This is a genomic window from Kitasatospora sp. NPDC059648 (genome assembly GCF_042734825.1).
GTDB lineage: Bacteria > Actinomycetota > Actinomycetes > Streptomycetales > Streptomycetaceae > Kitasatospora.
On sequence record NZ_JBHWDU010000057.1, the window covers coordinates 17,725 to 42,043 of the forward strand.

The following is a 24,319-nucleotide window of genomic DNA, read 5'->3' on the forward strand; positions in this document are numbered from 1 at the left end:
GGGGCGGCCGGTCGCCTCCCGTCCATCCTGTCCCTGTCAGATCGTCGTGATACTAATCGTCCGGGCGGCGGGCGCCGCCGCCTGGTGGGCGGACACGATGACGACGGCTCAGCCGTTCCGGGAGGTCCGGACGGCGACGGGGAGGGGCAGCAGATGGCGGCGAGGTTCGGCAGCGCCAAGGGCGGGCGCAAGGTTCGGCTCGGCAAGCGCGTCACGGGGACGGCGGCGGCGTTCGCCGCGCTGGCCGCGCTGACCGGCTCTCAGGTGTCGGGCCTCGGCCTTGCGCAGGTCGCGGCCGCCGACGCCGGCCCGGCGCAGGACGGCACCGCCCAGGGTTCGACCTCCGCCACTCCCTTCGGCGGCCCCGCGACCGGCGTACCCGGCGTTCCCGGCACCGCGGCCGACGGCGGCAGCGCCGTCCAGCTGCCGCAGCCGCCCGGCACCCAGCCCGGCCAGCCCGCGGCCGGCCCGTTCACCGCCACCGGCGCGGCGCTGCCCGCCACGGTCTTCGCCGCCTACCGCCAGGCCGAGGCCTCGCTCGCCCAGCACTCGCCGGTCTGCCACCTGCCCTGGCAACTGCTCGCGGCGATCGGCCAGGTCGAGTCCGGCCAGGCCAACGGCGGCCAGGTGGACGCCGCCGGACGGACGCTCACCCCGATCCTGGGCCCGGTACTGGACGGCAACGGCTTCGCCGCGATACCCGACACCGACGGCGGCCGCTACGACGGCGACTCGCGCTGGGACCGCGCCGTCGGCCCGATGCAGTTCATCCCGTCGACCTGGGCCTCCTGGGGCGTGGACGCCACCGGCAAGGGCACGGCCGACCCGAACAACATCTTCGACGCGGCCGAGACCGCCGGCCGCTACCTGTGCGCGGGCGGGCGGGACCTCTCCGACCCGTCCCAGCTGGACCGGGCAGTCCTCAGCTACAACGACTCCACCGAGTACCTGCGCACCGTCCGCAACTGGATGGCGCACTTCGGCAGCGGCCAGGTCACCACCGTCCCGGACCTGCCCGGCATCCCCGGCGCGCCGGTCACCTCGCCCTCGCCGTTCCTCCGCCCGTCCGGCACGACGGCGGGCACCTCGGGTGGCACCCCGACGGGCAACGAGGGCACGGGCACCAGCCCGACGCCGAACCCGCAGCCGACCGTGCCGCCGGTGACGCCGGCTCAGTCCCCGGCTCCGACGCCGACGACGACGCCGTCCGCGCAGCCGACCACCACGCCCACACCCAGCGGTTCGCCCTCGCCCTCCGCGAGCCCGACGGCCACCCCGAGCGGCAGTCCGTCCCCGACCGCCTCTCCCACCGGCACGCCGTCCGGCACCCCGACCGGTACGCCGACGTCCTGCCCGAGCCCGACGGCCACCGCAACGCCCACCGGCACCGCCGCTCCGAGCGGCACGCCGTCCCCGACGGCCACCCCGAGCGGCACCCCGTCCGCGACGCCCACCGCTCCCGGCTGCCCGACCCCCACTCCGAGCGGCTCCCCCAGCGCCACCCCGTCCGCCGGAGCGAGCGCCACGCCGAGTTCCTCGCTGTCGCCCTCGCCCACGGCGGCCGCGAAGAAGTAGCCCGCGCGCAGAACCGCCGACGGCGGCAGGACGGTCCGAGGACCGCCTGCCGCCGTCGCGCTTCCCGACGGGAGCCGGGCCCTACACCTCCTGCCCCCCGGGCGTTTCCTGCCCCCGGGCCGCCCGGTGCTCGCGCCAGCGGCCGAGCATCCCGTGCAGCTCGTCGATCATGAACTCGAAGAAGGCCGCGCTCTCCTCCAGCCGCTGCCCCGCCGCCGTGGCCGGGCCGACCGTCGCTTCCCCCTCCTTCAGCACCCGGACCCAGCGCAGCAGGAGTTCGTCGCGCCGGGTCAGCGACTCGAACCAGACGTCGTTGAGCACCCGGTAGCGGTCGCGCCGGGATCCGGGCTCGCGCTCCTTGGCGACCAGCCCGACCTGGATGAGGTAGCGCATCCCGCCGGAGACGGCCGCCGGGCTGATCCGCAGCCGCTCGGACAGCTCGGCGGAGGTCAGCACGCCGCTCTCCTCGGCCATCAGGCAGGAAAAGATCCGGGACGGCATCCGACCCATGCCCGCGACCACCAGCTCGGCCGCGAACCGCTCCACGAAGTCCGCCACGGCCCGGGGATCCTGCCCCTGCTCCGGCTCCCGTTCCACCGCTCTCCCCTTTCCGGAGATCATCCGCTCCCCGGTTCGAACCTTAACGCTTCCCAATATTCACATTTTTCTGAAACTACGGTAGTTTCAGAAGCATGACCAAGGCCATCGTCCTGTCCGGCCTGCGCAAGACCTTCGGCCGGACCACCGCGCTGGACGGCCTCGACCTGACCGTCGAGACCGGCGAGGTCCACGGCTTCCTGGGCCCCAACGGCGCCGGGAAGTCCACCACCATCCGCGTCCTGCTCGGCCTGCTGCGCGCGGACGGCGGCAGCGCCCGGCTGCTCGGCAAGGACCCGTGGAGCGACGCCGTGGAGCTGCACCGCCGCCTCGCCTACGTCCCCGGCGACGTCGAGCTCTGGCCCGACCTCACCGGCGGCGAGGCCATCGACCTGCTCTCCCGGCTGCGCGGCCGGCTCGACCGGCGCCGCCGGGACGAGCTGCTGGAGCGCTTCGACCTCGATCCGACCAAGAAGGGCCGCAGCTACTCCAAGGGCAACCGGCAGAAGGTCGCCATCGTGGCCGCGCTCGCCTCCGACGCCGAGCTCCTGCTGCTGGACGAGCCGACCTCCGGCCTGGACCCGCTGATGGAGGTGGTCTTCCAGGACGTCGTCCGCCAGACCAGGGAACAGGGCCGCACCGTCCTGCTCTCCAGCCACATCCTGGACGAGGTGGAGAAGCTGGGCGACCGCGTCAGCATCATCCGGCAGGGCCGGGTGGTGCAGACCGGCACCCTCGGCGAGCTGCGCCACCTCACCCGCACCACCGTCGAGGCGGAGACCAGCCGCCCGGTCACCGGACTGGACGGGCTGGCAGGAGTCCACGATCTGCGCACCGACGGTCCGCGCGTGCGCTTCGCCGTGGACGGTGCCCGGCTCGACGCCGCCGTGCGCGCACTGAGCGAGGCCGGGCTGCGCAGCCTGGTCAGCCACCCGCCCACGCTGGAGGAGCTGATGCTGCGCCACTACGGCGACGAGCTGGCCGCCAACGGGCACCGGAGCACCGACGAGGCCGTCCGGTGACCGCCCCCGCCGCCGCCCGCACCGCCCCGCACCGCGACACCGGCCGGGCCGGGGAACGCGCCCCCCTGGCCGGCACCGCCGCCCTGCTGCGCTTCGCGCTGCGCCGCGACCGGGTCCGGCTGTCCGCCTGGGTGCTCGGCCTGGCGCTGGTCACCCTGGCCACCGCCGACAGCGTCCGCACCGTCTACCCGACCGCCGCCGACCGCGCCTCGATCGCGCACGGCTCGGACACCCCGGCCCTGCTCGCCATGACCGGTCCGGCCCACTACCTGGCCGACTACACCTGGGGCGCGATGCTCGGCCACCGGCTGCTCGGTCTGCTGGTCGTCACGGCGGGCCTGATGAGCGTGCTGACCGTCACCCGGCACACCCGGGCCGAGGAGGAGAGCGGGCACGCCGAACTGGTCCGCTCGGCCGCCGTGGGCCGGCACGCCCAGCTCGCCGCCGCGCTGGCCACCGCCGCCGTCGCGGACCTCGCGCTCGGCCTGCTGATCGCCCTCGCCCTGCCCGGCCTCGGCGTCCCCGGCCTGACCGCCGACGGCGCGCTGCTCTACGGGGCCGCGACCGCCGCCGGAGGGCTGCTGTTCGGCGCGGTGGCCGCCGTGACCGTACAGATCACCGCACACGCCCGGACGGCCTCCGGGCTGGCCCTGGCCGTGCTCGGCACCGCCTACGCGCTGCGCGCCGCCGGTGACGCCGGGGAGAGCGGCCTCGCCTGGGCCTCCCCGATCGGCTGGCTGCAACGCAGCTACCCCTTCCTCGACGACCGCTGGTGGCCGCTGCCGGCCGCGTTGGCGCTGACCGCGGCCACCGCCGCGGCCGGGTTCGCGCTGAGCGCCCACCGCGACTTCGGCGCCGGACTGCGCGCCGCGCGCCCCGGCCCGGCCACCGGCAGCCCGTCCCTGGGCACCCCGCTCGGCTTGGCGCTGCGACTGCACCGCGGCCTGATCGGCGGCTTCGCGGTCGCCCTGCTGCTGCTCGGCGCGATGTACGGGTCGCTGCTCGGCCAGGCCGACTCGATGCTCAAGGACGTCGACCAGATCAGGCAGGCGCTGGCCCGGCTCGGCGGCCACACCCTCGCCGACTCCTTCGCCGCGCTGACCCTGCTGGTGGTCGCGGTGGTCGGCGGCGTCTACGCGGTGCTGGCGACGCTGCGCCCGCGCGCCGAGGAGAGCGCCGGGCGGGCCGTGCCGGTGCTGGCCACCGGGGTGTCGCGGTCCGGCTGGCTGGGCGGGCACCTCGCGGCGGCGCTGCTGGGCTCCACCGCCGTGATGCTGGCGGCGGGCGTGGGCTTCGGCCTGGCCGGGGCGCTGTCCACCGGCGACGGGGGCGTGTTCCTGCGGCTGACCGGCGCTGCCCTGGCCTTCGCGCCCGCCCTGTGGGTGACGGTGGGTCTCGCCGCGGCCGTCTACGGCTGGCTGCCCCGGGCGATGCCGCTGGCCTGGGTCGTCCCCGCCTACGCGTTCATGATCGGCTACCTGGGCCCGCTGCTGGAGTTCCCCGCGGGCCTGAACCGGTTCTCCCCTTTCGGCCAGGTGCCCCGGCTCCCCGCGGCCCGGATGGACTGGACCCCGCCGGCGGTGCTCACCCTGGTCGCGGCCGCGCTGATCGCGCTGGCCCTGGCCGGGTTCCGGCGCCGGGACGTCGAGTAGGGCCGGTCCGGCGGGATCCGTCGGACCGGCCCGGACGCCCCGGCGCCGTGACCCGCAGCGGGTCAGGGGCGGCAGCCGGTCAGAGGTGCTTGACCAGCTCCGGCATCAGGTCCTTGAAGGTGCGCCCGCTCGCCGGCTGGCCGATCGCGACCATCTGCCAGCCGGCCGGCGTGCGCTGCACCTTGGCCATGATCTGGGCGGTGTACGGGCCGCCGCCGGTGAGGGTGTAGCGGGCCAGCTCGGTGCCGGTGGTCTCGTCCACCAGCCGGCAGAAGGCGGCCTCGACCTCCTGGAAGGTCTGTCCGGTGAAGGAGTTGACCGTGAACAGGATCTGGTCGACCTCTGCGCCCACCCTGGTCAGGTCGACGGTGATCGACTCGTCGTCGGTCGCGTCGCCCGCGCCGCCGACCAGGTTGTCGCCACTGTGCCGGACCGAGCCGTCGTTGCTGGTGAGGTGCTGGAAGTAGACCACGTCCACCGACCTACCGCCCGAGAACAGCACCGCCGAGGCGTCCAGGTCGATCTCCCGGCCGGCGGACATCAGCTTGGCCAGGAAACCCTTGCGCTGCACGGCCTTCCAGCCCAGGCCCATCCGGACCAGGCTCAACTGCCCACCGCCCGGCTTCTCCAGGCTGATCTTCTGCCCCTTGGCCAGCGAAACGGTCATCGTGCCCTCCTCGTTCCTGCCGCCGTCCGTGCTGCGAACCTATCGCACGCAGGGATACCTGTGATCATCGGACAGCAGCTCGGGGGCCACCTACCCAGCAGTTCGCCCAGTACTCGGTAATGACGATCACCGCGCCGGACCGCCGCCCCTGCACGCCGGGGGCGCGGGTACCCGGCGGGTGCGGTGTTCCGTTCGCGGCCGAAGGCGGATCAGGCGTCCCCGTCGAGCAGGTGCTGGCGCACCTCCTGGAAGGTCCAGGCGCCGCCGGCCGGCCGGGAGAAGACCCACACCAGGTCGAACCGGTCCGGCCAGCCGGCCGGAGCCCCGCTGCCGGAGGCGCCGAGCGCCTCGACGATCCGCGGGATCCGGGAGTGCTCCCAGCAGATCAGCACGGGCTGCGCCCCGGCGAGCGCGGCCCCGGCCAGCCCGGACTCCTGGGATTCGGCGTAGGTGGTGTCCACCGTCAGCCCGAGCCTCGCCCCCAACGGGGTGACGGTCTGGCGCATCCGGTGCGCCCCGGCCATCGGGCCCTGGTCGGTGGCGGCGTAGATCCGGGCCGGGGTGCGCAGCCCGGCCGCGGGCGGGGCGAACAGGGCGGGCAGCGCCTTGGCCCGGTCCCAGCCGCGCTGGGTGAGGGACTTGTCGTCGTGCTTGCCGTTCTCGTCCAGGCCGGGATGGCTGCCGTCGGGCTTCTCACCGTGCCGGATGATCATCACGAAGGCCGCCCCGCCCGGGTCACTGGCCCTGGCCACCGGGCCGTCCTTTTCCGCCTTGCCCTTCTTCCCGGAGGAGCAGCCGGCCAGCACCAGCGGGGCGGCGGCCGCCAGGCCGGTGAGCAGCGCACGTCGGGAGGGCCGGGCCGTCACTCCGCGCCCCGTTCCAGCCGCACCAGCGCGTCGATCGCGACGCCGGTCAGGCCGCCCCCGTGGGCGGGCTCGCCGACGGTGCGGTGGACGCGCTCGGCCCGGACGGTGTGTAGGCCGTACTCGGCGAGGTCGGCGAGGACGTCCTCCGGGGTGAACAGCACGGCCGGGTCCTGGGGGCCGCCGACGCCGTCGGTGAGGTTGGTCAGGTCGTGCCCGACGACCAGCAGGGTGCCTCCGGGGGCGAGCGCCTCGGCGGCGCGGTGCAGCGCGGCCCGGCGGTCCGCGGCGGGGAGTTGGAGGTAGGCGATCAGGACGAGGTCGTAGCCGACGGCCGGGGCCTCCTGGGTACGGACGTCGCCGTGCCGCCAGGTGAGCCGGTCGGCGACCTCGTCGGGCAGTTCGGCGGTGAGCCGTTCGGCGCGTTCCAGGGCGACGGCGGAGAAGTCGAGACCGGTGACCTCCCAGCCCCGGGTGGCCAGCCAGATGGCGTTGCGGCCCTCGCCGGTGGCCAGGTCGAGGGCGCGCCCGGGGGTACTGCCGGCCAGTTCGCGGACCACCCACTGGTTGGGCGCGGCACCCCACACCAGGTCGCTCGCGGCGTAGCGGTCGTCCCAGCTCTGACTGTCCATGCGCTCCTCCGTTCGGGGGGCCCGTTCCTTCCCGGTCAACCTACCGGTCCGCCGCCGTTCACCGCTCCGGGTCCAGGCGCGCGGGGTCTACGCCAAGGACAAGGGTGTGGGGGCGGCCTGTCCGCCTTCTCCCCGGAGAACGGCGATGCCTCCGGAATCTTGCCCAACTCGGCTCAAGCTGATCAAGAATGACGTCACGTCATGTCCGAACACCGGCGGTCCCCCGTCGGAGCCACCGGTGTTCGTCGCGCGCCCCCGGCTCAGCCCTTGAGGTTGAGCGAGGGGAAGAGGTCCACGAAGGGCTGGGTGGTCACCGAGACGCTCCGGGCGAAAGGATCGTCGAAGTCCCAGATCATGAACAGCAGGAAGGCGATCAGCACGCTGAAGCAGCCGGCCAGGATCAGCTCCCTCGGCGTGCGCCTGATCTGCAGCGCGAACAGCATCCCGATGGTCACCACGGCGCCCCCGATCAGACCGAACCAGACCACGCCCGGCATGGTCGGCCCGGCGTTCTGACCACGCTGGTTGCGGGCGTCGGAGGCCTGGCTGATCCGGTCCATGACGGGCTGGTAGGCCTGGGCCTCCAGGTCCGAGGCCGGCGCCCGGCCGGCCACCTCGTTCTGGACCTTCTCCAGCAACTCGGTGCCCTTGTCGGTGATGGCGCCGTTCTCGGACATGTAGTCCCACTCGACGTTCACCACGTACGTGACGTAGGCGTCGATGTCGGACCGGACCTGGTCGCGGAAGTCGGCCGGGTAGACCACCGCCCGGTCGCTCACCTCCCGCAGCGACTGTGCCTCACGGAACAGGTCGTCCTGGGCGGCGCCGCGCGCCTCCCAGACACCCGCGATGGCGAGGCCGAGGACGATCGCGTAGACCACGCCGATCATCATCGTGATGTACTCGATGACGTCGGGCGTCTCGTCGACGTTCTCCTCGGCGCCCGCGGTGCGGCGCCTCAGCACCACCACCGCCAACACAACGGCACAGGCCGCCGCCATGGCGACGACCAGCGCCACCCACTCGGACATCGGAACTCCCTTCTCTGGCTTGGCTTGTGACGTGAACGGGGAAGCAGGGCCCCAGGGGCGGGCCGAGCGCGGGACGCGCCGGGGGGCGGGCGGCCGCCGGGCAGCCGGGACCGCGGTGCCCGTCAGGACCCGGAACCCCCGCGGCCTCGGCCACGACCCGGGCGCAGCGCCGCCGCCGCCAGGACTGCGGGGACGAAGACCAGCAACATGGTGGTGGTCGTCGAGGCGCCGTGGTGGTGCTGCGCGACCGACAGCGGCTGGCCGGCCCACACCTTGAACGACGGGTGCGCCGAGGGCGTCGGCCGGAGCGGGCTCGGACGGGCCGGGCTCGGTGCGTCGGGGCTGGGGTCCACCACAGCAGGGGTCGCCGGGGCGGGCGCCGCCGGAGGGGGCGCCGCGGGCGCGGGGGCCGCAGGTGCGGGTGCGGGCGCAGGGGAAACCTGCGGGGGCGGTGCGGGCGGCCTCGATGGGGACGGCGGGGTGGGCGCCGGGGTCGGGGTGGGGGGTGTCGCGCTCGGGGACGGCGTGGGAGTGGGCGTACGAGTCGGCGAGGGTGTGTGCGTCGGCGTAGGAGTCGGAGTGGGGCTCGGGCAGGGGTGCGGGTGGTGGTCGTGCGGGGGCCGGTGGCCGTGGTGGCGGCCGACGTCCGGAGCGACGGTGACACCGACGTGGACGTCGACGTCCACCCCGACGTCGACGCTCCCGCCCGGTCCCACCGAGGTCGAGACGTCGGTCTCGCTGCACACGCAGACGTCCACGGCCCAGCCGTGCGGGTGCCCGCCGGGGCGCTCAGCCCCCGAGGCGGTGGCGCCGCCGACCAGTGCGCACACCGCCACCACTCCGACCGCCGCGCCGATCAGGCGCACCCGCCGCCCCGGAGTGGCTGAGCCGCCGCCGTGCTGCGGTATCCGTCGGAAGTGCCGACGCTGCGGCATGGGCTCCACACACCTCTCGGTTCACCTGGGGGGACGGGACGGACACCGGCTGATCAGCCTGCGGAAACCGGGAGCAGTGGTCGGATCCGGAGCGGAACCGACCCGGTACGACCGTGCGAGTTCGAACGCGATCAGGCGGACGGCCCACCTCCCGGGCGGGCCGTCCGTCATCAGGTGAAACGATCTTCGCGCCGACCGGTTACGGCCTGCGCTCACTGTTCTCCGGGCTCAGTGGCGGCGGTGCGCGATCTCGACGTTCTCCAGTACGCCGACCGCGTCCGGCACCAGGATCGCGCACGAGTAGTAGGCGCTGACCAGGTAGGAGATGATCGCCTTCTCGTCGATCCCCATGAACCGGACCGAGAGCGAGGGCTGGTACTCGTCCGGCAGACCGGTCTGGTGCAGACCGATGACGCCCTGGTTGTCCTCACCGGTGCGGATCACCAGGATCGAGCTGGTGTTCTCCTTGGTGATCGGGATCTTGCTGCACGGCAGGATCGGCACCCCGCGCCACGCCGGCACCTGCTGCCCGCCGAGGTCGACGTGATGCGGGTAGATGCCCCGGGTGTTGAACTCCCGGCCGATCGCGGCGATGGCACGCGGGTGGGCCAGCAGGTAGTCGGGGTCGCGGCGGCGGCTGAGCAGCTCGTCCAGGTCGTCCGGGGTGGGCGGGCCGGAGTGGGTCTGGATCCGCTGGTCGAAGTCGGCGTTGTTGAGCAGGCCGAACTCCGGGTTGTTGATCATCTCGTGCTCCTGGCGCTCGCGCAGGGCCTCGATGGTCAGCCGGAGCTGGTGCTCGATCTGGTTCATCGGCTCGTTGTACAGGTCCGCGACACGGGTGTGGACCTTGAGGATGGTCTGCACGACGCTCAGCTCGTACTCGCGCGGCTTGAGCTCGTAGTCCACGAAGGCGCCGGGGAGTTCGTACTCGCCGTGGTGGCCGGCCGACATGGCGATCTCGGCCTCGCCGCGCTCGTTCTGGGCCTGCAGTGGCAGGGACAGGAACGACTGCAGGTGCTCCTGGAGGCTCGGCGCGTTGTCCCGGATGCGGGCGAAGTCGTCCCGGCTCAGGGTGAGCGCGACACCGGAGGTGGCGGTCTTCGCGGTGTACTCCCAGACCGCGTCCGGGTTCAGCAACGAGTCGTCGCCGAAGCGGTCGCCGTCACCGGCCACACCCACCACGGTCTCGTCGCCGTACTTGCCGGTGCCGATCTTGTTGATCTTGCCGTGCGCGATCAGGAAGATCCGGTCGGCCGCCTCCCCCTGGGTGGTGAGCACCTCGCCCGGGCCGAAGTCGCGCTGCTGGCAGCGGTCGGCGAGGGCGGTCAGCACCTCCTCGTCCTCGTAGCCGCGCAGCAGGGCGAGTTCGCCCAACTCCGCCGGGATCACGCGGACCTGGGAGCCGGTCTTGATGAACTCCACCACGCCGTTGCCCACGGTGTAGGTGAGCCGCCGGTTCACCCGGTACGCGCCGCCGTGGGCCTCGACCCACGGCAGCACCTTGAGCAGCCAGCGGGAGGTGATCTCCTGCATCTGCGGTGCGGACTTGGTCGTGGTGGCGAGATTGCGGGCGGCCGCCGTCGCAAGACTCTGCTGCCGGTCCTGCTGTGTCTCCGGGCTCGTGTCCACGGGCATCGGCAGGGGTCTCCATTCGTGTGGTCGGATCACGCGGTCAGGGCCGTACCGCTCGACCCTGGGAGCGGAGTCACAACGGATCATCAGATCCGGTGACCGGTGGGGAAGTTGGGGAGTGCGAGGAGCTCGGCCGCCATCGCCCGGCGGTCCATCCGGAACCCTAGATCACCCCAACGTGACCGAGCCCGTACGGCGGCCGACTACCCCCCGATAGGGTGAATCTCCCCGCTTTCCGCCCCCATCTGCCCCCGAGCGCCTCCCGCCACCGGAACATCCGTTCGCGCCCGCGATCCCCGCTCCGCAAGCCTCTCCGACCCGCACCGCGGCACCGGCCCGGCACACTGTCAGGCGACCTCCAGCCCGTGCCGCACCCGGTCGAACCGGCCTGCCGCCAGCAGCTCCCGCCGCTGAGGTCGGCGGGCATGGAGTCGTGGAAGAACAGCAGCAACCCACCGGCCAGTGCGGCCGTCTACGGGCCCACCCGGCCGAGGAGGGCGGCGTACAGCCCGTACGGCATCGGCGGGGCGAGGCACCCGGCGGGGTGGTCGGGGTCGTTCGGCGTCCATGCGTACACGGGCCGTGCCTGCCACCCGGGGCCGACAGGCACGGAAGGCCCGTCAGGTGCCGGTACGGGGGTGGCCGGCACCTGACGGGTGTACGGGGGGCACGGCGGCGGGGCCGCGCCGGGGGGTGCGAGAACGGGTCCCGGCGCGGGGTCAGCTGCAGAGGACCTGGGTACCGGGGATGTCGACGATGCCGGAGTCGTTGGCCAGGCCGCCGGCGTACTCGTAGTAGAGGTACGAGTAGAAGTCGATCCGGGTCGCGCCGCACGCGGAGTCCGGCGCCACCGTGTAGGTGACCGTGAAGGTGCTGCTGGCACCGGGGGCGAGCGGCACGTTGTAGCGGGCGATGCCGCCGTGCACGTTGTCGCTGCAGCCGTTGGTCTGGGTGCCGCAGGCCGTGGCGGTGAACTTCAGCCCCGGTTCCAAGGTGGTCGGGTAGGTCTCCTGGACGCTCTGGTAGACGAACTGGATCGGGGTGTCGTACGGGTTGGTGAGCGTCAGGGTCAGCGTGAACTCACCGCCCCGGACGGTCGTCTGACGGTCGGAGACCGCCGTCAGGGGCAGCGGACTGTCGGCCCGGGCGGGTGCGGCGGACAGGAGCAGACCGACGGCGAGGGCCGGACACGCGGCGAGCGCGGCACGGCTCAGATGTGTTCTGCGCATGTCCATGGAGCGTAGGGGCCGGTACCGCTCCGGTTACCGGGCTCCGCCCGAAGCCGTACCGGTGCAGGAGCGGCGGGCGGACGCCGGGGACCGATCGACCGTGTTCCGGCCCGGCGGAACCTCCGGTGCCCTATCCTTCGCCGTTCGCGGTTCCCGGGCCGCCTTCGGAACCGCACCGGGTCGGGTCGGACCGGGTCGGTCGGGTCAGGCCTGCGGCGGGAGGATGTCGCAGAGCGCCTGGAGGGCCGCCGGGTAGGCGTGGTCGGGCGGGGTGGCGTAGCCGACCACCAGACCGTCGACGGCCGGCATCGCCTCCGCCGTGACCGCCGGGTGGCGGTAGTCGGCGAGCCCGTCGACCGCCAGGCCCCGGTAGACGGCGGCCTTGAGGATCGAGCGTTCGGTGCCGGGGGCGAGCCGCAGGACGGCGTGCAGTCCGGCCGCGATGCCGGACACCTCGATGTGCGGGGCGTGGGCGGCCAGTGCGGCCACCAGCTGGTCCCGGCGGTCCCGGTAGCGGCGCCGCATCCGGCGCACGTGCCGGTCGTAGCCGCCGGAGTCGATGAATTCGGCGAGGGTCAGCTGGTCCAGGGCGCTGGCCCAGGCCTCGCGTTCGCCCTTGGCCGCGAGCACCCGGTCGACCAGGTGGTCCGGCAGGACCATCCAGCCGAGGCGCAAGGCCGGACTGAGGCTCTTGCTGGTGCTGCCCAGGTAGACGACCCGGTCGGGGTCGAGCCCCTGGACGGCGCCGACCGGTTGGCGGTCGTAGCGGAACTCCCCGTCGTAGTCGTCCTCCAGGAGCAGTCCACCGCGGCCGCGCGCCCAGTCGATCACGGCGGAGCGGCGCCCGGCGTGCAGCGGGCCCCCGGTCGGGAACTGGTGGGCGGGGGTGAGCAGGACCGTCCGGATGTCCGGGTGCCGCGCCAACTCGTCCACCCGGGCGCCGTGTTCGTCGATCGGCAGCGGCACGACGGGCACCCCGGCGGTGGCCAGCAGCCCGCGGTGGAAGTCCAGCCCGTACGCCTCGACGGCCAGCGGCCCCCGGTCGGCGGACGGCAGGACGGGCGCGGCGCCGTCGAAGAGCAGCCGCAGTGCGTGGGCGAAGCCGGAGCAGACCACGATCCGGTCGGGGTGGGTGCGCACTCCGCGGGCGCGGGCGAGGTAGTCGGCGAGGACGGTGCGCAGTTCGCGCCGGCCCTGCGGGTCGCCGGGCCCGAAGGCCTCGTTGGGTGCGGCGGTGAGCGCCCGGCGGGCGGCGGCCAGCCAGGCGGTCCGGGGGAAGGAGGCGGCGTCGGGCTGGCCCTGGCGCAGGTCGTGCACGGGCCGGGAGCGGCGGGTGGGGCGGCGGGCGCGGTCGGACCGGGCGGGTGCGGCGCGTTCGGCGACGGTGGTGCCGGAGCCCTGTCGGGCGGTCAGCCAGCCCTCGGCGACGAGCTCGGTGTAGGCCTCGGCGGCGGTGTTGCGGGCCAGGCCGAGGTCGGCGGCGAGCGCCCGGTAGGGCGGCAGCCGGGTGCCGGGGGCGAGGCGGCCGGTGCGGATCGCCTCGCGCAGGGCGGCCATCAGCGCGGAGCGGCGACCACCGGTGGCGGGCAGGTCGAGATGGAGGTCGTTGCCGGTCGGGTGGGCCGGCCCGGTGGGGTGCACGCCCGGCGTTTCCGTCATGGCCCCGCACCCTACCCGCCGCTTACCGGCCAGCGCCGGGCGGGCGGTGGCCGGTCGAGCCGCCACCGGGCCCGGCGGGGCCGTGCCAGCTCGACCGCGGCAGGATCGCGGGTCTCCTGCGGCCGCCGGCGGACGCCCGAGGACACTGCCCAAGGCCGCCTAAGGAACGACGGTGACCGGCCAGCGGCCCGCCTTGACCAGCCGGACCGCGACCGATCCGATCACCTTGTGGCCGGCCCGTTCGGAGACGCCGACCACCACGGCGTCGGCGCGCAGCTCGTCCGCGAGCTTGGCGAGGCCCGCATAGGGGTCGCCGCGCACCGTGAGGAAGCGCCACTCCACCCGCCAGACCTCGCGCATCCGGTGCTCGGCCTCGCGCAGCGCGGCCAGCAGGTCGTCGGCGATCTCCTGGGTGGTCTCCTCCACGGCGGCGCCGGCCAGGGCGGTCGCGGCGCCGAGTATCGGCTGGACGTAGGCGACGGCCAGGAGGGCGCCCTGCCGGCGGGCCAGTCCGGCGGCGTAGGCGGTGGCGCGCCAGGAGGAGTCGGAGCCGTCCAGGCCCGCCAGGATCACCTTGGGCCCGTCGGTCCCCAGCTCGAAGCCGCTCGGCGCGCCGGCCGGCTCGTGGCCCGGGTCCTCCCCGGTGCCGTCGACGGCCCCTGTCTCCGCCGCATCGTTGTCGTTGCTCATGGGCCGAAGGCTATGCCCGCCCCCCGGGGTGGATGCGGCGGGCACTCCGGGTGAGGGCTGTGGTGCGGGCCACCCCGGCGGGTGTGCGGGGGCGTCGACCCGGCACCGGTCGCGAGTGGGCCGTGAGCATCAGGACTCGACCTGGCGGCCCAGGTGGGCGAGCAGCCGCTGGTGGACGGGGGCGTCCTCGGCGACGGGGGCCTCGGGGCCGAAGATGCCGGGGGCCCGGTAGGGGTCGACGCCCAGTTCCCGGATCGCGGCCAGCAGGCCCTCCAGCAGCTCGGTGTCCAGCAGGTGCTCCTGGCCGGTCGCCACCGCTATGTCCGCCCCGTGCACGGCGAGCTCGGTCAGATGGACGGTGGCCGCGAACTCGCCCGGCAGCTCGCCGAGCGGGATGGTGACGCTGCGGTCGAGCGCGCCCGGGCGGCGCCAGGCCGCGAGGTCGGCGGCCGCCGCGGACCGGTAGGCCGCGACCGGGTCGTCACCGAGCCAGTCGTCCTCGTGGGCCTTTCCGGGGTCGACGCCGGTCGACCCGCCGACGTAGAGGTTGATCCCGCCCACCAGGTGGTTCACCAGCGCGGTGACGTCCCAGTCCGCACAGGGCGTGGGGAGCTTCCACTGCTCCGCGCCGATGCCCGCGATCAGGACTCCGGTCGTGGCGGCGGCGCGCTCGATCTGCTCGACGACGGGGTGGTGCGGCATGGTGGAGGCTCCCGGTTCTTCCTGACGGTCGGTCATGTCGCCGATGATGGCACCTCCGTGGATCACCCACCGACCCGGCCCGACCCGTCAGCGCTCGACGGCGAGCCGCACGGGAGCCCGCCACGGCCCGTGGCACCCGGGCCCGTCAGGCCGGCCGGGCCGGGACCGGCAGCGGGAGGGCGGGCAGGCCGTCGATGCTGGTGCGGACGAGCGGCTTGCCCTCGCAGTAGGCGCTGAACTGCTCCTCGCCCTTGCGGTCGAAGTACTGGGCGTGCAGGTCGCGGTCGGCCCGGTAGTCCATGAACGGCACCGCGTAGCCGCAGGAGTCGCTGACCCGCTCGGCGTGGACCAGCACGATCGCGCGCAGGCCCGCGCCGTCCGTGCCGGGCTCGAAGCGGCCGAGCAGTTCGGCGAAGCGCGGGTCGTCGCGGAACACGGGCTCGCCGCGGCCGTGCACCCGGACCACGGTCGGCGGCCCGTCGAAGGCGCACCACATCAGGGTGATCCGGCCGTTCTCCCGCAGGTGGGCGATGGTCTCGGCCTGCGAGCCGCCGAAGTCCAGGTAGGCGAGGGTCAGTTCGTCGATGACCGCGAGGGTGCCGGACCGGCCCTTGGGCGAGAGGTTGACGTGACCGTCGCCCGCCAGCGGCGCGGTGGCGACGAAGTAGACGGGCTGGCGTTCGATGAACTGCCGCAGCCTGCCGTCGATGCTTTCGTACTGCTTTCCCATGTGCGCAAGTGTGCCCGGATCTCGCTCCCCGAGAAAGGAAAATCCATGCAATGGGACGGTCGGCGCACTGACCGATCCGCCTAGGATGATTCGTGCACCTGCCGCCCGCCAAGGACCGAGCGAGGGAGTTGAGTTGGTCCAGGGAGTCGAGCGGGTCCAGGGAGTCGAGTCGGTCCAGGGCGCCCTCCCGACCGACGGGCCGGTGACGGCGGTCGGCCTGCCCGCCACTCCGCTGCGCCGCCACGTCCTCGACTACCGCGGCTACCGGATGGACCTGGACCGCCCGCGCCGACGGCTGGAGGTGCCGACGGACGTGGTGACGGTGGCGCTCGCCTTCGAGGGCACCATGCGGCTCACCGACGCCGTCTCGCTCGCCCCCGGGAGCTCCTTCGGCTCGATCGCCGCCGGGCTGCGCCGCACCGCCACGATCGCCGAACACGCCGGTGTGCTGCACGGATTGGCGGTCTCGTTCACCCCGCAGGGCGCGTTCCGGGCATTCGGTCCGGTGGCCGGGGAGCTCGGCGGGCAGTGGGCGGATGCCGGGGAGGTGCTGGGCCCCCAGCTGGGCCGGCTGGCCGCCCGGCTGGCCGACGCCCCGACCTGGCGGGCCCGGTTCGCACTGCTGGACGGCTACTTCACCGCGCTGCTCGCCGACGGACCGGTCTGGGAGCCGGACGTCGTCTGGGCCTGGCACCAACTGCGGCGCTCGCGGGGGCTGGTGCCGGTGCGCGCCCTGGTGGAGGGCACCGGCTGGAGCCGGCGCCGACTGGAGCAGCGCTTCCGGGAACAGCTCGGACTGGCGCCCAAGCAGGCCGCCGGAATCCTGCGGCTGCAGCGCACCCTTCGGCTGCTGACCGCCCCGGACGGGCGGTTCGCCCCCGCCGACCTCGCGACACTGTGCGGCTACTACGACCAGTCCCACCTCGACCGGACCTTCCGCGGCATGGTCGGCTGCTCGCCCCGCGAGTTCCTGGCCTCGCGCCGGGCCGCCGCCGCCACCGACCCGGAACCGCCCGACCGGGTCGTCGGGCGGATCACCAGCGCCGTGCTCGACGCCGACCCGAGCTGAACCGAACCGACCCGAGCTGACCTTTGTTGATATGAAAACATTCGGCCCGATTTGATCGTACATCAACTGACATTCTTCGCCACAACGTTGTGGAACCCCACCAAAGGCATTCACCGGCCCCGCATTACGTTAACCTCCCCTTGGCCTGATCACATACCGATCCTGAATTCGGGGGGACTCCCATGGCAATCGGACGACGGCAACTCCTCACCTCCGTCGCGCTCTCCGCCCTCGCCGCGCCCGTCCTGGCCCAGGGGTCCGCCACCCGCGCCGCCGCGACCGCCCCCACGGCCACGGCCTCCGTCACCGGCTCCGGCGCACTGGTCATGCAGGTCGTCGCGCACGAGGACGACGACATCCTGTTCATGAACCCGGACCTGTCCAACGCGCTGGCCGACGGCACGCCGTCCGTCACGGTGTTCGTCACCGCGGGCAACGCGACCGGCGACCCGTGCGCCACGGTCTGCTGGGATGCCGCCGGTGAGCCGCTGCGCACCCGGAACCGGCAGATGGGCGCCGTCAACGCGTACTCCCGGATGACCGGCGTCGGCGACACCGACCCGACGACCGACGAGGCCGGACACTGGACGGCCGAGGCCTGGACGGTCGCGGGCAAACAGGTCGAGCGGTACGTCCTCAAGGGCCGTCCGGTGCACCTGATCTTCCTCAACCTGCACGACGCCGGGCTCGACGGCGTCCTGGCCGGCGGCACCGACACCACGGTCGTCCCGGTCGGCAGCCCGCTACCCGGCCCGTCGACCTACACGGCCGCGGACGTCGTCGAGGTGCTGCGGCAGCTGATGGTGACGTACCGGCCGACCGTGCTCCGGGCTCAGGACGAACTCCCGGACGGCCGCTACGCCGGCGACCACCCGGACCACGTCGCCGCCGCGAAATTCGCCGGCCAGGCTGCGCAGCTGTACGGCGGTCCGGTGATCCAGGTGAATTACCGCGACTACGACATCAGCGACTCCCCGGCGAACCTGGACCCGGCCACGGTCGGCACCAAGGGATCGTTCGTCTCCGAATACGCCGGCCACGACCACTCGGGGAACTACTCCGATGCCTGGCTCTCCCGGATGTACTACCGCTGGTCCCGGGGCACCTCCTGGGCCGGGCTGAACCAGGACGGCCGACCGCAGGTGTTCGTCGTCCGGGCCGGCGCCCTCCACACCTACTGGCGCCAGGCGGACGGCAGCTGGGGCGGCCCGGTGCGGATGGCCGACCCGGGCGGGCGACTGGCGCCGGGCATCGCCGTCGGCACCAACGCCGACGGCCGGCTGGAGGTCTTCGCCCGCCGCCTGACCGACCACCACATCGTCTCCCTGCCGCAGGGCACGCCCAACGGCTGGTGGTCGAACGGCTGGGCCGACCACGGCAACCCCAACGCCGGACTCGGCAACGAGGACCGGATCGGCGTGCCCGCGGTCGCCGGCTCCCAGGACGGGCGCCTGGAACTGTTCGTCAAGAACGGCGGGGGCGGCCTCAGCACCATCCGGCAGACCGCCCCGGGCGGGGTGTGGACGGACACCTGGACCGACCTGGGCGGCACCGACCTCCAGGACCAGGTCACCGCGATCCGCAACGGAGTCGGGGCGATCGAGGTGTTCGCCGGCACCCGCACCGGTGTCCTCGGCTGGTGGCAGGACGCCCCGAACGGCGCCGTCGGCGGGCCGGCCCCGATCCCCGGCGCCCGGCCGGCGAGCCCGCCCAAGGCCGCGCTCGACCAGGACGGCCGCATCGAACTCGCCTACCGCGAGCCCGGCACCGGCGCGATGCTGGTCAGCTACCAGCTCCGGCCGGGCGGACCGTGGAGCCGGTCCCCGGCGCCCATCGGCGGACACGGGGGCGTGGGCGAGCCCGCGGCGGCCACCCTCGGCGGACGGGTCGTCCTGTTCGAGCGAAACCGCGGCGGCGGGGTCAGCACCACCGCCCAGACCGCCCCGAACGCCGGCTACGGCTCCTGGCAGGACCTCGGCGGCGCCGTCCTCGACCACCCGACCGCGATCGTCGACGGCGCCGGTGCCCTCCACGTGTTCGCCGTCGGCACGGACGGCCGCGTCACCTTCCGCACGGGCACCTCGGCCACCGGTTTCGACGCCTGGCAGAGCCTGCCGCTCTGACCGCCCGACGCCCGGAGGGGCACACGGGACGCGCCGGCTTCCCGCTCCGGGGCGGAAAACCGCGTGCCCCGGGGCGCCGGCCGCGTTAACCTCGGCTCCATGAACGTCACCGGCCACTTCACCGCCGCCGCGCGAGCGACCAGCTCGCCGGTTGCCGCCGCCTGACGTACCCCTCCCCCCGGCGACCGGAAACGGTCCGCCGGTGGTGGCTTCGAGGCGTTCTCCTCGCTTCCGACGATCGCGCGGACTCGTCGTCCGGTGCCTCCCGCAACCGCACACGCGAAGGAGCCACCCCGTGAACACCGACCAGCTCGTCCGCACCTTCACCGAGTACTTCGAGGACCGCGGCCACCGCCGGATCACCGGCTCGACCCTGCTGCCCCCGCCCGGCGACCCGGTGCTGTTCACCACCTCCGGCATGCACCCCCTCACCCCCTACCTGGAGGGACGCCCGCACCCGCTGGGCAGGCGGCTGGTCAACGTCCAGCGCTGCCTGCGCACCACCGACCTCGACGAGGTCGGCGACCGCACCCACCTCACCGTCTTCGAGATGCTCGGCACCTGGTCCCTCGGCGACTACGAGGGCCGGCAGAGCCTCGACTGGGGATACGGGCTGCTCACCGACGGCTTCGGCATCGATCCCGGCCGCCTCCATGTCACCGTCTTCGGCGGCGACGACCAGGTCGGCCCGGACACCGACTCCCTGGAGCTGTGGCAGGACCGCGGCGTACCGGTCGAACTCACCGTCGAGGACAACTGGTGGTCCAACGGCCCGACCGGCCCCTGCGGCCCCGACTCGGAGATCTTCCTGTGGACCGGCGACACCCCGCCCCGGTCCACGCCCACCCGGGACGAACGCTGGGTCGAGGTGTGGAACCACGTGATGATGCGTCACCGCCGCCTCGACGACGGCACCCTCGTCCCGCTCCCCCAGCGCAACATCGACACCGGCCTCGGCCTGGAACGCCTCTCCTCACTGCTCCAGGGCCGCTCCTCCGTCTTCGAGTGCGACGTCTTCGACCCCTGGCGCCGCCTCGTCCCGACCCTGTGGCAGCTGGACGAGCCGTCCCTGCGCCTGGTCCTCGACCACCTGCGCTCGGCCGTCGTCGTCATCGGCGACGGCGTCCGCCCCTCGAACACCGGCCGCGGCTACGTCCTGCGCCGCCTGCTGCGCCGGGTGCTCACCGTACTGCGCCGGGACGACCCGCAGCGCGGACTCGGCGACCTGCCGGACGAGTTGGTCCGGCACACCCTGGACCACTTCCGCCAGGACGTCCGCCCCGAGTCGGTCCGCCAGGTGCTGCTCGACGAGGAACAGCGCTTCGTCCGCCTCCTCGACCGCGGCCGCCGGATCCTGTCCCGCACGCGCTTCCGCGGCCCCCTCACCGAGGACGACCTCCACTATCTCCACGACACCCACGGCCTCCCCCGCGACCTCGTCCTCGACCTTCGCCCGCACTGACGGCGGGCCGGGCACGGGGGCGGGCGTTGCGCATTTGTACAAGACGCGTGAGGGCCCCGTCCGGCACCATCGGGAGGCCCGGCCGGTGCGGGGGGACCGGCCGGTCACCGAGGGCGGACGGGGCTGCGCTCAGCGCCGCTCAGGAGCCGCTCAGGGGCGGCCGAACGGGCGTCACTGCTTCATGTAGACGCTGTCCATGAACTTGATGATCTGCTCGTCCGTCAGCCGGTGGCCCTCGCGGTGGCCCATCGCCAGGTCGGCCTCGCTGATCATGCCGACCAGCCGCTCGCCGTCGATCACCGGGATGCGTCGGATCTGGTGCTGTTGCATCTTCTTCAGCACGGTGTCCACGCTGTCCTCGGCGCGCACGCAGTGCAGGTGCCCGGCGAGGTCCATGGCGGTCATCTCGGCCGGGTTCTTGCCCTCGGCGACACAGCGCAGCACGATGTCGCGGTCGGTGATGATGCCGTGGAGCTTCTGGTCGTCGCCGCAGATCGGCAGCGCGCCGACGTGCATGTCGCGCATCATCTTCGCGGCCTCGTCCAGCGTCTGGTGGGCGCCGATGCACTGGGCGCCGGTGTGCATGATGTCTCGGGCAGTGGTCACGGGGACTCCTTCGTCGGTGTTTACCCCCCGACGGCCCTCCCCTGCGGCGGTCCACAGCGCCGCTCGCGGGGTGACCGTGCCATCACCGTAGGCGACTCCGGGCCCGCCCGCGACCGCGAGCGCCGATACTGGGCGGGTGACGACGCGAGCCACCGAAGTGGTCGACGAGGCCGTCCGCGCCCGGCCGGCGGCGGCGCTGCGCCCGTACGTGGCCTGGTATTCGGGGTACCGGCAGCGCGGTCTGGCCCCGGCCGTGCACCGCGGCCTGCCCTCCCCGTACCTGACCTTCATCCTCACCCTGGACGAGCCGCTGGTGGTCGCCCGCCACCCCGATCCGGCGCAGCCTCCCGGCAGCTATCCGACGGTGCTCGGCGGCCTGCACACCTCGCCGGTGCTGATCACCCACGAGGGGGCGCAGTCCGGCGTGCAGATCGCCGTGCACCCGCTCGCCGCCCGGGCTCTGTTCGGGCTGCCCGCGGGGGAGTTGGCGGGAATCGACGTCCCGGCGGAGGAGGTGCTCGGGCGGCTCGCCCCCGAGCTGCGGGAGAGGCTGCGGGCGGCCGACGACTGGGCGCGGCGGTTCGCCGTACTCGACGAGGCGCTGTTGCGGGCCGCCCGGCCGTCCGGGCCGGTGCCGCCGGAGGTGGGCTGGGCCTGGCGGGCCCTGCGGCGCAGCAACGGCGGGCTGCCGGTGGCGGAACTGGCCCGGGAGACCGGCTGGAGCGCCCGGCACCTCCAGGAGCGGTTCCGCCGGGAGACCGGTCTCACCCCCAAGGCGGCCGCCCGGGTGATCCGCTTCGACCGGGCCCGGCACCTGCTCGCGGCCGGTTCCCCGCCCCGGCTGGCGGAACTGGCCGTCCGCTGCGGCTACTTCGACCAGGCGCACCTGGCCCGGGAGTTCCGGGCGCTGGCCGGGGCGGCGCCGAGCGCCTGGCTGGCGGCGGAGGGGCCGGAGGAGGCGAAGTTCCGAAACGTCCAAGGCGGGGCGGCCGGGGCGGCCGCAGAGTGGGAGGCGTGACCCCACCGCACCCGAGGAGCGACGAGCCATGGACACCGGAACCCCCGCGACCGAAATCCCCGCCCCGCAGGTCTGGCCCACCCTGCGCGCGACCGACGCCCGGGCCCTGATCCGCTTCCTGACGGACGCCTTCGGTTTCCAGGAGGTGGCCGCCTACGGCGAGGGCGCGTTCGTCGCGCACGCCGAACTGGCCTGGCCCGAGGGCGGCGGCGTGATGCTCGGTTCGGTGCGCGAGACGGTGCCGGGCGAGTGGCAGGGCCTGCCGGGCAGCTTCAGCGCGTACGTGGTGACCGCCGACCCGGACGGTGTGCACGCCCGGGCCGTCGCCGCCGGGGCCCGGATCACCGCCGGGCTGAGCGAGACCGACTACGGCTCGCGTGACTTCGCCGCCGCAGACCCGGAGGGCAACCACTGGTTCTTCGGGACGTACCCGGGCGCGCCCCGGCCCGTCCCGGGCTCCTGACCCCCGGCCGCCCCGGGCGGCGGCGGCCGTACCGCGGCAGACTGGCTGCGGGGGCCACCCGCGGGAGCTTCGGAGAGGGCCCATGCCGCAGATGACGGTGGACGGACGCACCCTCGCCCTGTCCCACCTCGACAAGGTGTACTACCCGAGCGTCGGCGCCCTGAAGGGCGACGTGCTGCGCTACTACGCCACCGTGCACACCGCCCTGCTCCCCCACCTGCGCGACCGCCCGGTGTCCTTCCTGCGCTGCCCGGACGGTGTCGAGGCGGAGGTGTTCGTCGCCAAGAACCCGCCGCCGGGCACCCCGGACTGGGTGCGCACGGTGGACGTGCCCAGCAGCGGCGGGGAGCTGCGCCAGGTGGTGCTGGAGGACGGCGCGGCGCTGCTGGCGGTCGCCAACCTGGGCTGCCTGGAGCTGCACGTCCCGCAGTGGCACGCGGCCGCGCCGGCGCTGGCCGACCGGCTGGTCCTGGACCTCGACCCGGGCGAGGGCGCGGACGTCCTCACCTGCCGGGCGGTCGCGCTGCTGCTGCGCGAGCGGCTGGCCGCGGATGGGCTGTCGGCCTGGGTGAAGACCTCCGGTTCCAAGGGCCTGCACCTGCTGGTGCCGATCGAGCCGACGCCCAGCGCCGAGGTCTCCGGGTACGCGAAGGCACTGGCCGCCGCGCTGGAGGTCGAGCACCCGGACCTGGTGGTGCACACCATGGCCAAGGCCCGCCGCCGGGGCCGGGTGCTGGTCGACTGGTCGCAGAACAACGCCAAGAAGACCACCGCCGCCCCGTACACCCTGCGCGCCCGGACGCGGCCGACGGTCTCCACCCCGCTGTCCTGGGCCGAGCTGGAGCAGGCACGCCGGGAGGCGGAGCTGGTCTTCACCCTGGCCGAGCTGCCGGGACGGCTGGCGGCCCACGGCGACCTGTTCGCGCCCCTGCTGGACTCGGAGCAGGCCCGGCCACTGCCCGCCGCGCCCAGGGCCCGGGAAGCGGCCGCCGGGGCGGCCTCGGCCCCGGGGCCCGCGCCGAAGCAGCCCCGGCAGGTGCTGCAACCCCCCGTCGAGGTGATGCGCCCCGCCGCCGTCACCGCCGTGCCGCCCGCCGACGGGCTGGGCGGGGGCGGCGTTCAGTACGAGCTGAAGCTGGACGGCTTCCGTTGCGTCGCCTTCGCCCGCGGCGACCGTCCGGCGTTCCTGCAGTCCCGCAGCGGCCGCGACCTCGCCCCCGAGTTCCCGCCGATCGCCGCCGCCGTCGCCCGGCTGCCGGAGGGACTGGTGCTGGACGCCGAACTCGTCGCCTGGCGGGCCGGGCGGTTCGCCTTCGAGGAGCTGCTGCACACCCGCCAGGCCCGGGCCGCGGCCCCGGAGGTGGTGCTCGGGCTGATCGCCTTCGACCTGCTCGCCCTGCCCGGCCGCGACATCCGGCGGCTGCCGCTCACCGACCGGCGCCGCCTGCTGCTGGCCGCGCTGGCCGACGTCCCGCCGCCGATCCAGCCGGTGATGGCCACCACCGACCGGGCGGAGGCGCTGGAATGGGTGGAGCAGCTGGCCGACACCGGCGTGGAAGGCCTGGTCTGCAAGGCCGCGGCCTCCCCCTACCGGGCGCGCGGGGCGGGCCGCGCCTGGGTCAAGTACCGGCGCAGCGACACGGTGGACGCCACCGTCCGCGCCCTCACCGGCCCGGTCGCCCGGCCGCACGCGCTGGTGCTCCAACTCGACGACGGCCGCGTCCTGCTGTCCACTCCCCGGCTCACCCCCGTCCAGGCCCGCGAGGTCGCCCAGGTCGCCGGGCCGCTGCTCGGGCCGCCCGCCACCGACCCCGACCACGGCCAGGTGCACCCGCTCACCGGCCCGCTGCGCGCCGAACTCACCCTCACCGGACGCCCGCCCACCGCCACCTTCGTCCGGCTGCGCGGGGACTGACCCGGGGTGCGACCGGGAAGGAGCGGGGCAACGCCGCGCGGGGAGCC

21 protein-coding genes and 1 pseudogene are annotated in these 24,319 nt (G+C 74.2%); 10 read left to right on the forward strand and 12 right to left on the reverse strand.

All coding sequences use genetic code 11. The annotated features are described in order from the left end of the window. Positions 1–153: 153 nt before the first annotated feature. The gene (locus tag ACFV1W_RS27535) at positions 154–1,575 is read left to right on the forward strand and encodes a hypothetical protein (protein WP_380419931.1); all 1,422 of its coding nucleotides are present in this window, start codon (positions 154–156) and stop codon (positions 1,573–1,575) included. Between the two features lie 81 nt (positions 1,576–1,656). On the opposite strand, the gene ACFV1W_RS27540 is transcribed toward ACFV1W_RS27535, so the two are convergent. Beyond that, positions 1,657–2,196 (reverse strand): GbsR/MarR family transcriptional regulator, encoded by a 540-nt coding sequence (locus tag ACFV1W_RS27540; RefSeq protein ID WP_380419932.1) that lies wholly within the window; start codon positions 2,194–2,196, stop codon positions 1,657–1,659. Between the two features lie 71 nt (positions 2,197–2,267). On the opposite strand from ACFV1W_RS27540, the gene ACFV1W_RS27545 reads away from it, so the two are divergent. Both ACFV1W_RS27545 and ACFV1W_RS27550 read left to right on the forward strand, forming a co-directional pair. Next, positions 2,268–3,194: an ABC transporter ATP-binding protein gene (locus ACFV1W_RS27545; RefSeq protein ID WP_380419933.1), complete on the forward strand. Its 927-nt coding sequence runs from the start codon at positions 2,268–2,270 to the stop codon at positions 3,192–3,194. Next, positions 3,191–4,846 carry an ABC transporter permease gene (locus tag ACFV1W_RS27550; protein WP_380419934.1) on the forward strand — a complete coding sequence of 552 codons (1,656 nt, stop codon included), beginning with the start codon at positions 3,191–3,193 and terminating at the stop codon, positions 4,844–4,846. The genes ACFV1W_RS27545 and ACFV1W_RS27550 overlap by 4 nt, the downstream gene beginning before the upstream one ends. A gap of 79 nt (positions 4,847–4,925) precedes the next feature. On the opposite strand, the gene ACFV1W_RS27555 is transcribed toward ACFV1W_RS27550, so the two are convergent. The 10 genes from ACFV1W_RS27555 to ACFV1W_RS27600 form a co-directional block, all read right to left on the reverse strand. After that, on the reverse strand, positions 4,926–5,513 hold the full coding sequence (locus tag ACFV1W_RS27555; RefSeq protein WP_380419935.1) for a TerD family protein: 588 nt from the start codon (positions 5,511–5,513) through the stop codon (positions 4,926–4,928). A gap of 209 nt (positions 5,514–5,722) precedes the next feature. Then, entirely contained in the window at positions 5,723–6,379 is a 657-nt protein-coding gene (locus ACFV1W_RS27560; protein ID WP_380419936.1) for a hypothetical protein, read from the reverse strand. Continuing rightward, positions 6,376–7,008 carry a class I SAM-dependent methyltransferase gene (locus ACFV1W_RS27565; RefSeq protein WP_380419937.1) on the reverse strand — a complete coding sequence of 211 codons (633 nt, stop codon included), beginning with the start codon at positions 7,006–7,008 and terminating at the stop codon, positions 6,376–6,378. Before ACFV1W_RS27565 ends, ACFV1W_RS27560 begins: the two co-directional genes overlap by 4 nt. Before the next feature lie 260 nt (positions 7,009–7,268). Then, positions 7,269–8,039, reverse strand: a complete 771-nt coding sequence (locus tag ACFV1W_RS27570) for a hypothetical protein (RefSeq protein ID WP_380419938.1) — start codon at positions 8,037–8,039, stop codon at positions 7,269–7,271. A 1,163-nt stretch (positions 8,040–9,202) separates the two neighbouring features. Continuing rightward, positions 9,203–10,609: a family 2B encapsulin nanocompartment shell protein gene (locus ACFV1W_RS27575; RefSeq protein WP_380419939.1), complete on the reverse strand. Its 1,407-nt coding sequence runs from the start codon at positions 10,607–10,609 to the stop codon at positions 9,203–9,205. A 716-nt stretch (positions 10,610–11,325) separates the two neighbouring features. After that, positions 11,326–11,835 (reverse strand): hypothetical protein, encoded by a 510-nt coding sequence (locus ACFV1W_RS27580; protein WP_380419940.1) that lies wholly within the window; start codon positions 11,833–11,835, stop codon positions 11,326–11,328. 204 nt (positions 11,836–12,039) lie between these two features. Next, positions 12,040–13,494, reverse strand: coding sequence for a PLP-dependent aminotransferase family protein (locus ACFV1W_RS27585; RefSeq protein ID WP_380419941.1), 1,455 nt, complete (start codon positions 13,492–13,494; stop codon positions 12,040–12,042). Positions 13,495–13,653: 159 nt separating this feature from the next. Then, entirely contained in the window at positions 13,654–14,184 is a 531-nt protein-coding gene (locus tag ACFV1W_RS27590) for a universal stress protein (RefSeq protein WP_380419942.1), read from the reverse strand. Between the two features lie 129 nt (positions 14,185–14,313). Continuing rightward, positions 14,314–14,922 (reverse strand): TIGR03086 family metal-binding protein, encoded by a 609-nt coding sequence (locus ACFV1W_RS27595; protein WP_380419943.1) that lies wholly within the window; start codon positions 14,920–14,922, stop codon positions 14,314–14,316. A 109-nt stretch (positions 14,923–15,031) separates the two neighbouring features. Further along, complete coding sequence (locus ACFV1W_RS27600) at positions 15,032–15,616, reverse strand: pyridoxamine 5'-phosphate oxidase family protein (RefSeq protein ID WP_380419944.1); 585 nt, start codon at positions 15,614–15,616, stop codon at positions 15,032–15,034. Positions 15,617–15,749: 133 nt separating this feature from the next. On the opposite strand from ACFV1W_RS27600, the gene ACFV1W_RS27605 reads away from it, so the two are divergent. The 3 genes from ACFV1W_RS27605 (at position 15,750) to ACFV1W_RS27615 (ending at position 20,270) form a co-directional block, all read left to right on the forward strand. After that, the gene (locus ACFV1W_RS27605) at positions 15,750–16,685 is read left to right on the forward strand and encodes a helix-turn-helix domain-containing protein (protein WP_380419945.1); all 936 of its coding nucleotides are present in this window, start codon (positions 15,750–15,752) and stop codon (positions 16,683–16,685) included. Positions 16,686–16,867: 182 nt separating this feature from the next. Next, positions 16,868–18,808, forward strand: a complete 1,941-nt coding sequence (locus ACFV1W_RS27610; protein WP_380419946.1) for a PIG-L family deacetylase — start codon at positions 16,868–16,870, stop codon at positions 18,806–18,808. 295 nt (positions 18,809–19,103) lie between these two features. Continuing rightward, entirely contained in the window at positions 19,104–20,270 is a 1,167-nt protein-coding gene (locus ACFV1W_RS27615; RefSeq protein WP_380419947.1) for an alanine--tRNA ligase-related protein, read from the forward strand. Between the two features lie 171 nt (positions 20,271–20,441). On the opposite strand, the gene ACFV1W_RS27620 is transcribed toward ACFV1W_RS27615, so the two are convergent. Next, positions 20,442–20,876 carry a CBS domain-containing protein gene (locus ACFV1W_RS27620; RefSeq protein ID WP_380419948.1) on the reverse strand — a complete coding sequence of 145 codons (435 nt, stop codon included), beginning with the start codon at positions 20,874–20,876 and terminating at the stop codon, positions 20,442–20,444. Positions 20,877–21,012: 136 nt separating this feature from the next. On the opposite strand from ACFV1W_RS27620, the gene ACFV1W_RS27625 reads away from it, so the two are divergent. The 4 genes and pseudogenes from ACFV1W_RS27625 (at position 21,013) to ACFV1W_RS27640 (ending at position 24,272) form a co-directional block, all read left to right on the forward strand. Next, positions 21,013–21,894, forward strand: a complete 882-nt coding sequence (locus ACFV1W_RS27625) for a helix-turn-helix domain-containing protein (RefSeq protein WP_380419949.1) — start codon at positions 21,013–21,015, stop codon at positions 21,892–21,894. 28 nt (positions 21,895–21,922) lie between these two features. Continuing rightward, positions 21,923–22,357 carry a VOC family protein gene (locus tag ACFV1W_RS27630; protein ID WP_380419950.1) on the forward strand — a complete coding sequence of 145 codons (435 nt, stop codon included), beginning with the start codon at positions 21,923–21,925 and terminating at the stop codon, positions 22,355–22,357. 82 nt (positions 22,358–22,439) lie between these two features. Continuing rightward, positions 22,440–23,318: pseudogene (ligD, locus tag ACFV1W_RS27635) on the forward strand (non-homologous end-joining DNA ligase); the annotation flags it as partial. Between the two features lie 99 nt (positions 23,319–23,417). Then, on the forward strand, positions 23,418–24,272 hold the full coding sequence (locus ACFV1W_RS27640; protein ID WP_380419964.1) for a DNA ligase: 855 nt from the start codon (positions 23,418–23,420) through the stop codon (positions 24,270–24,272). Positions 24,273–24,319 lie beyond the last annotated feature (47 nt).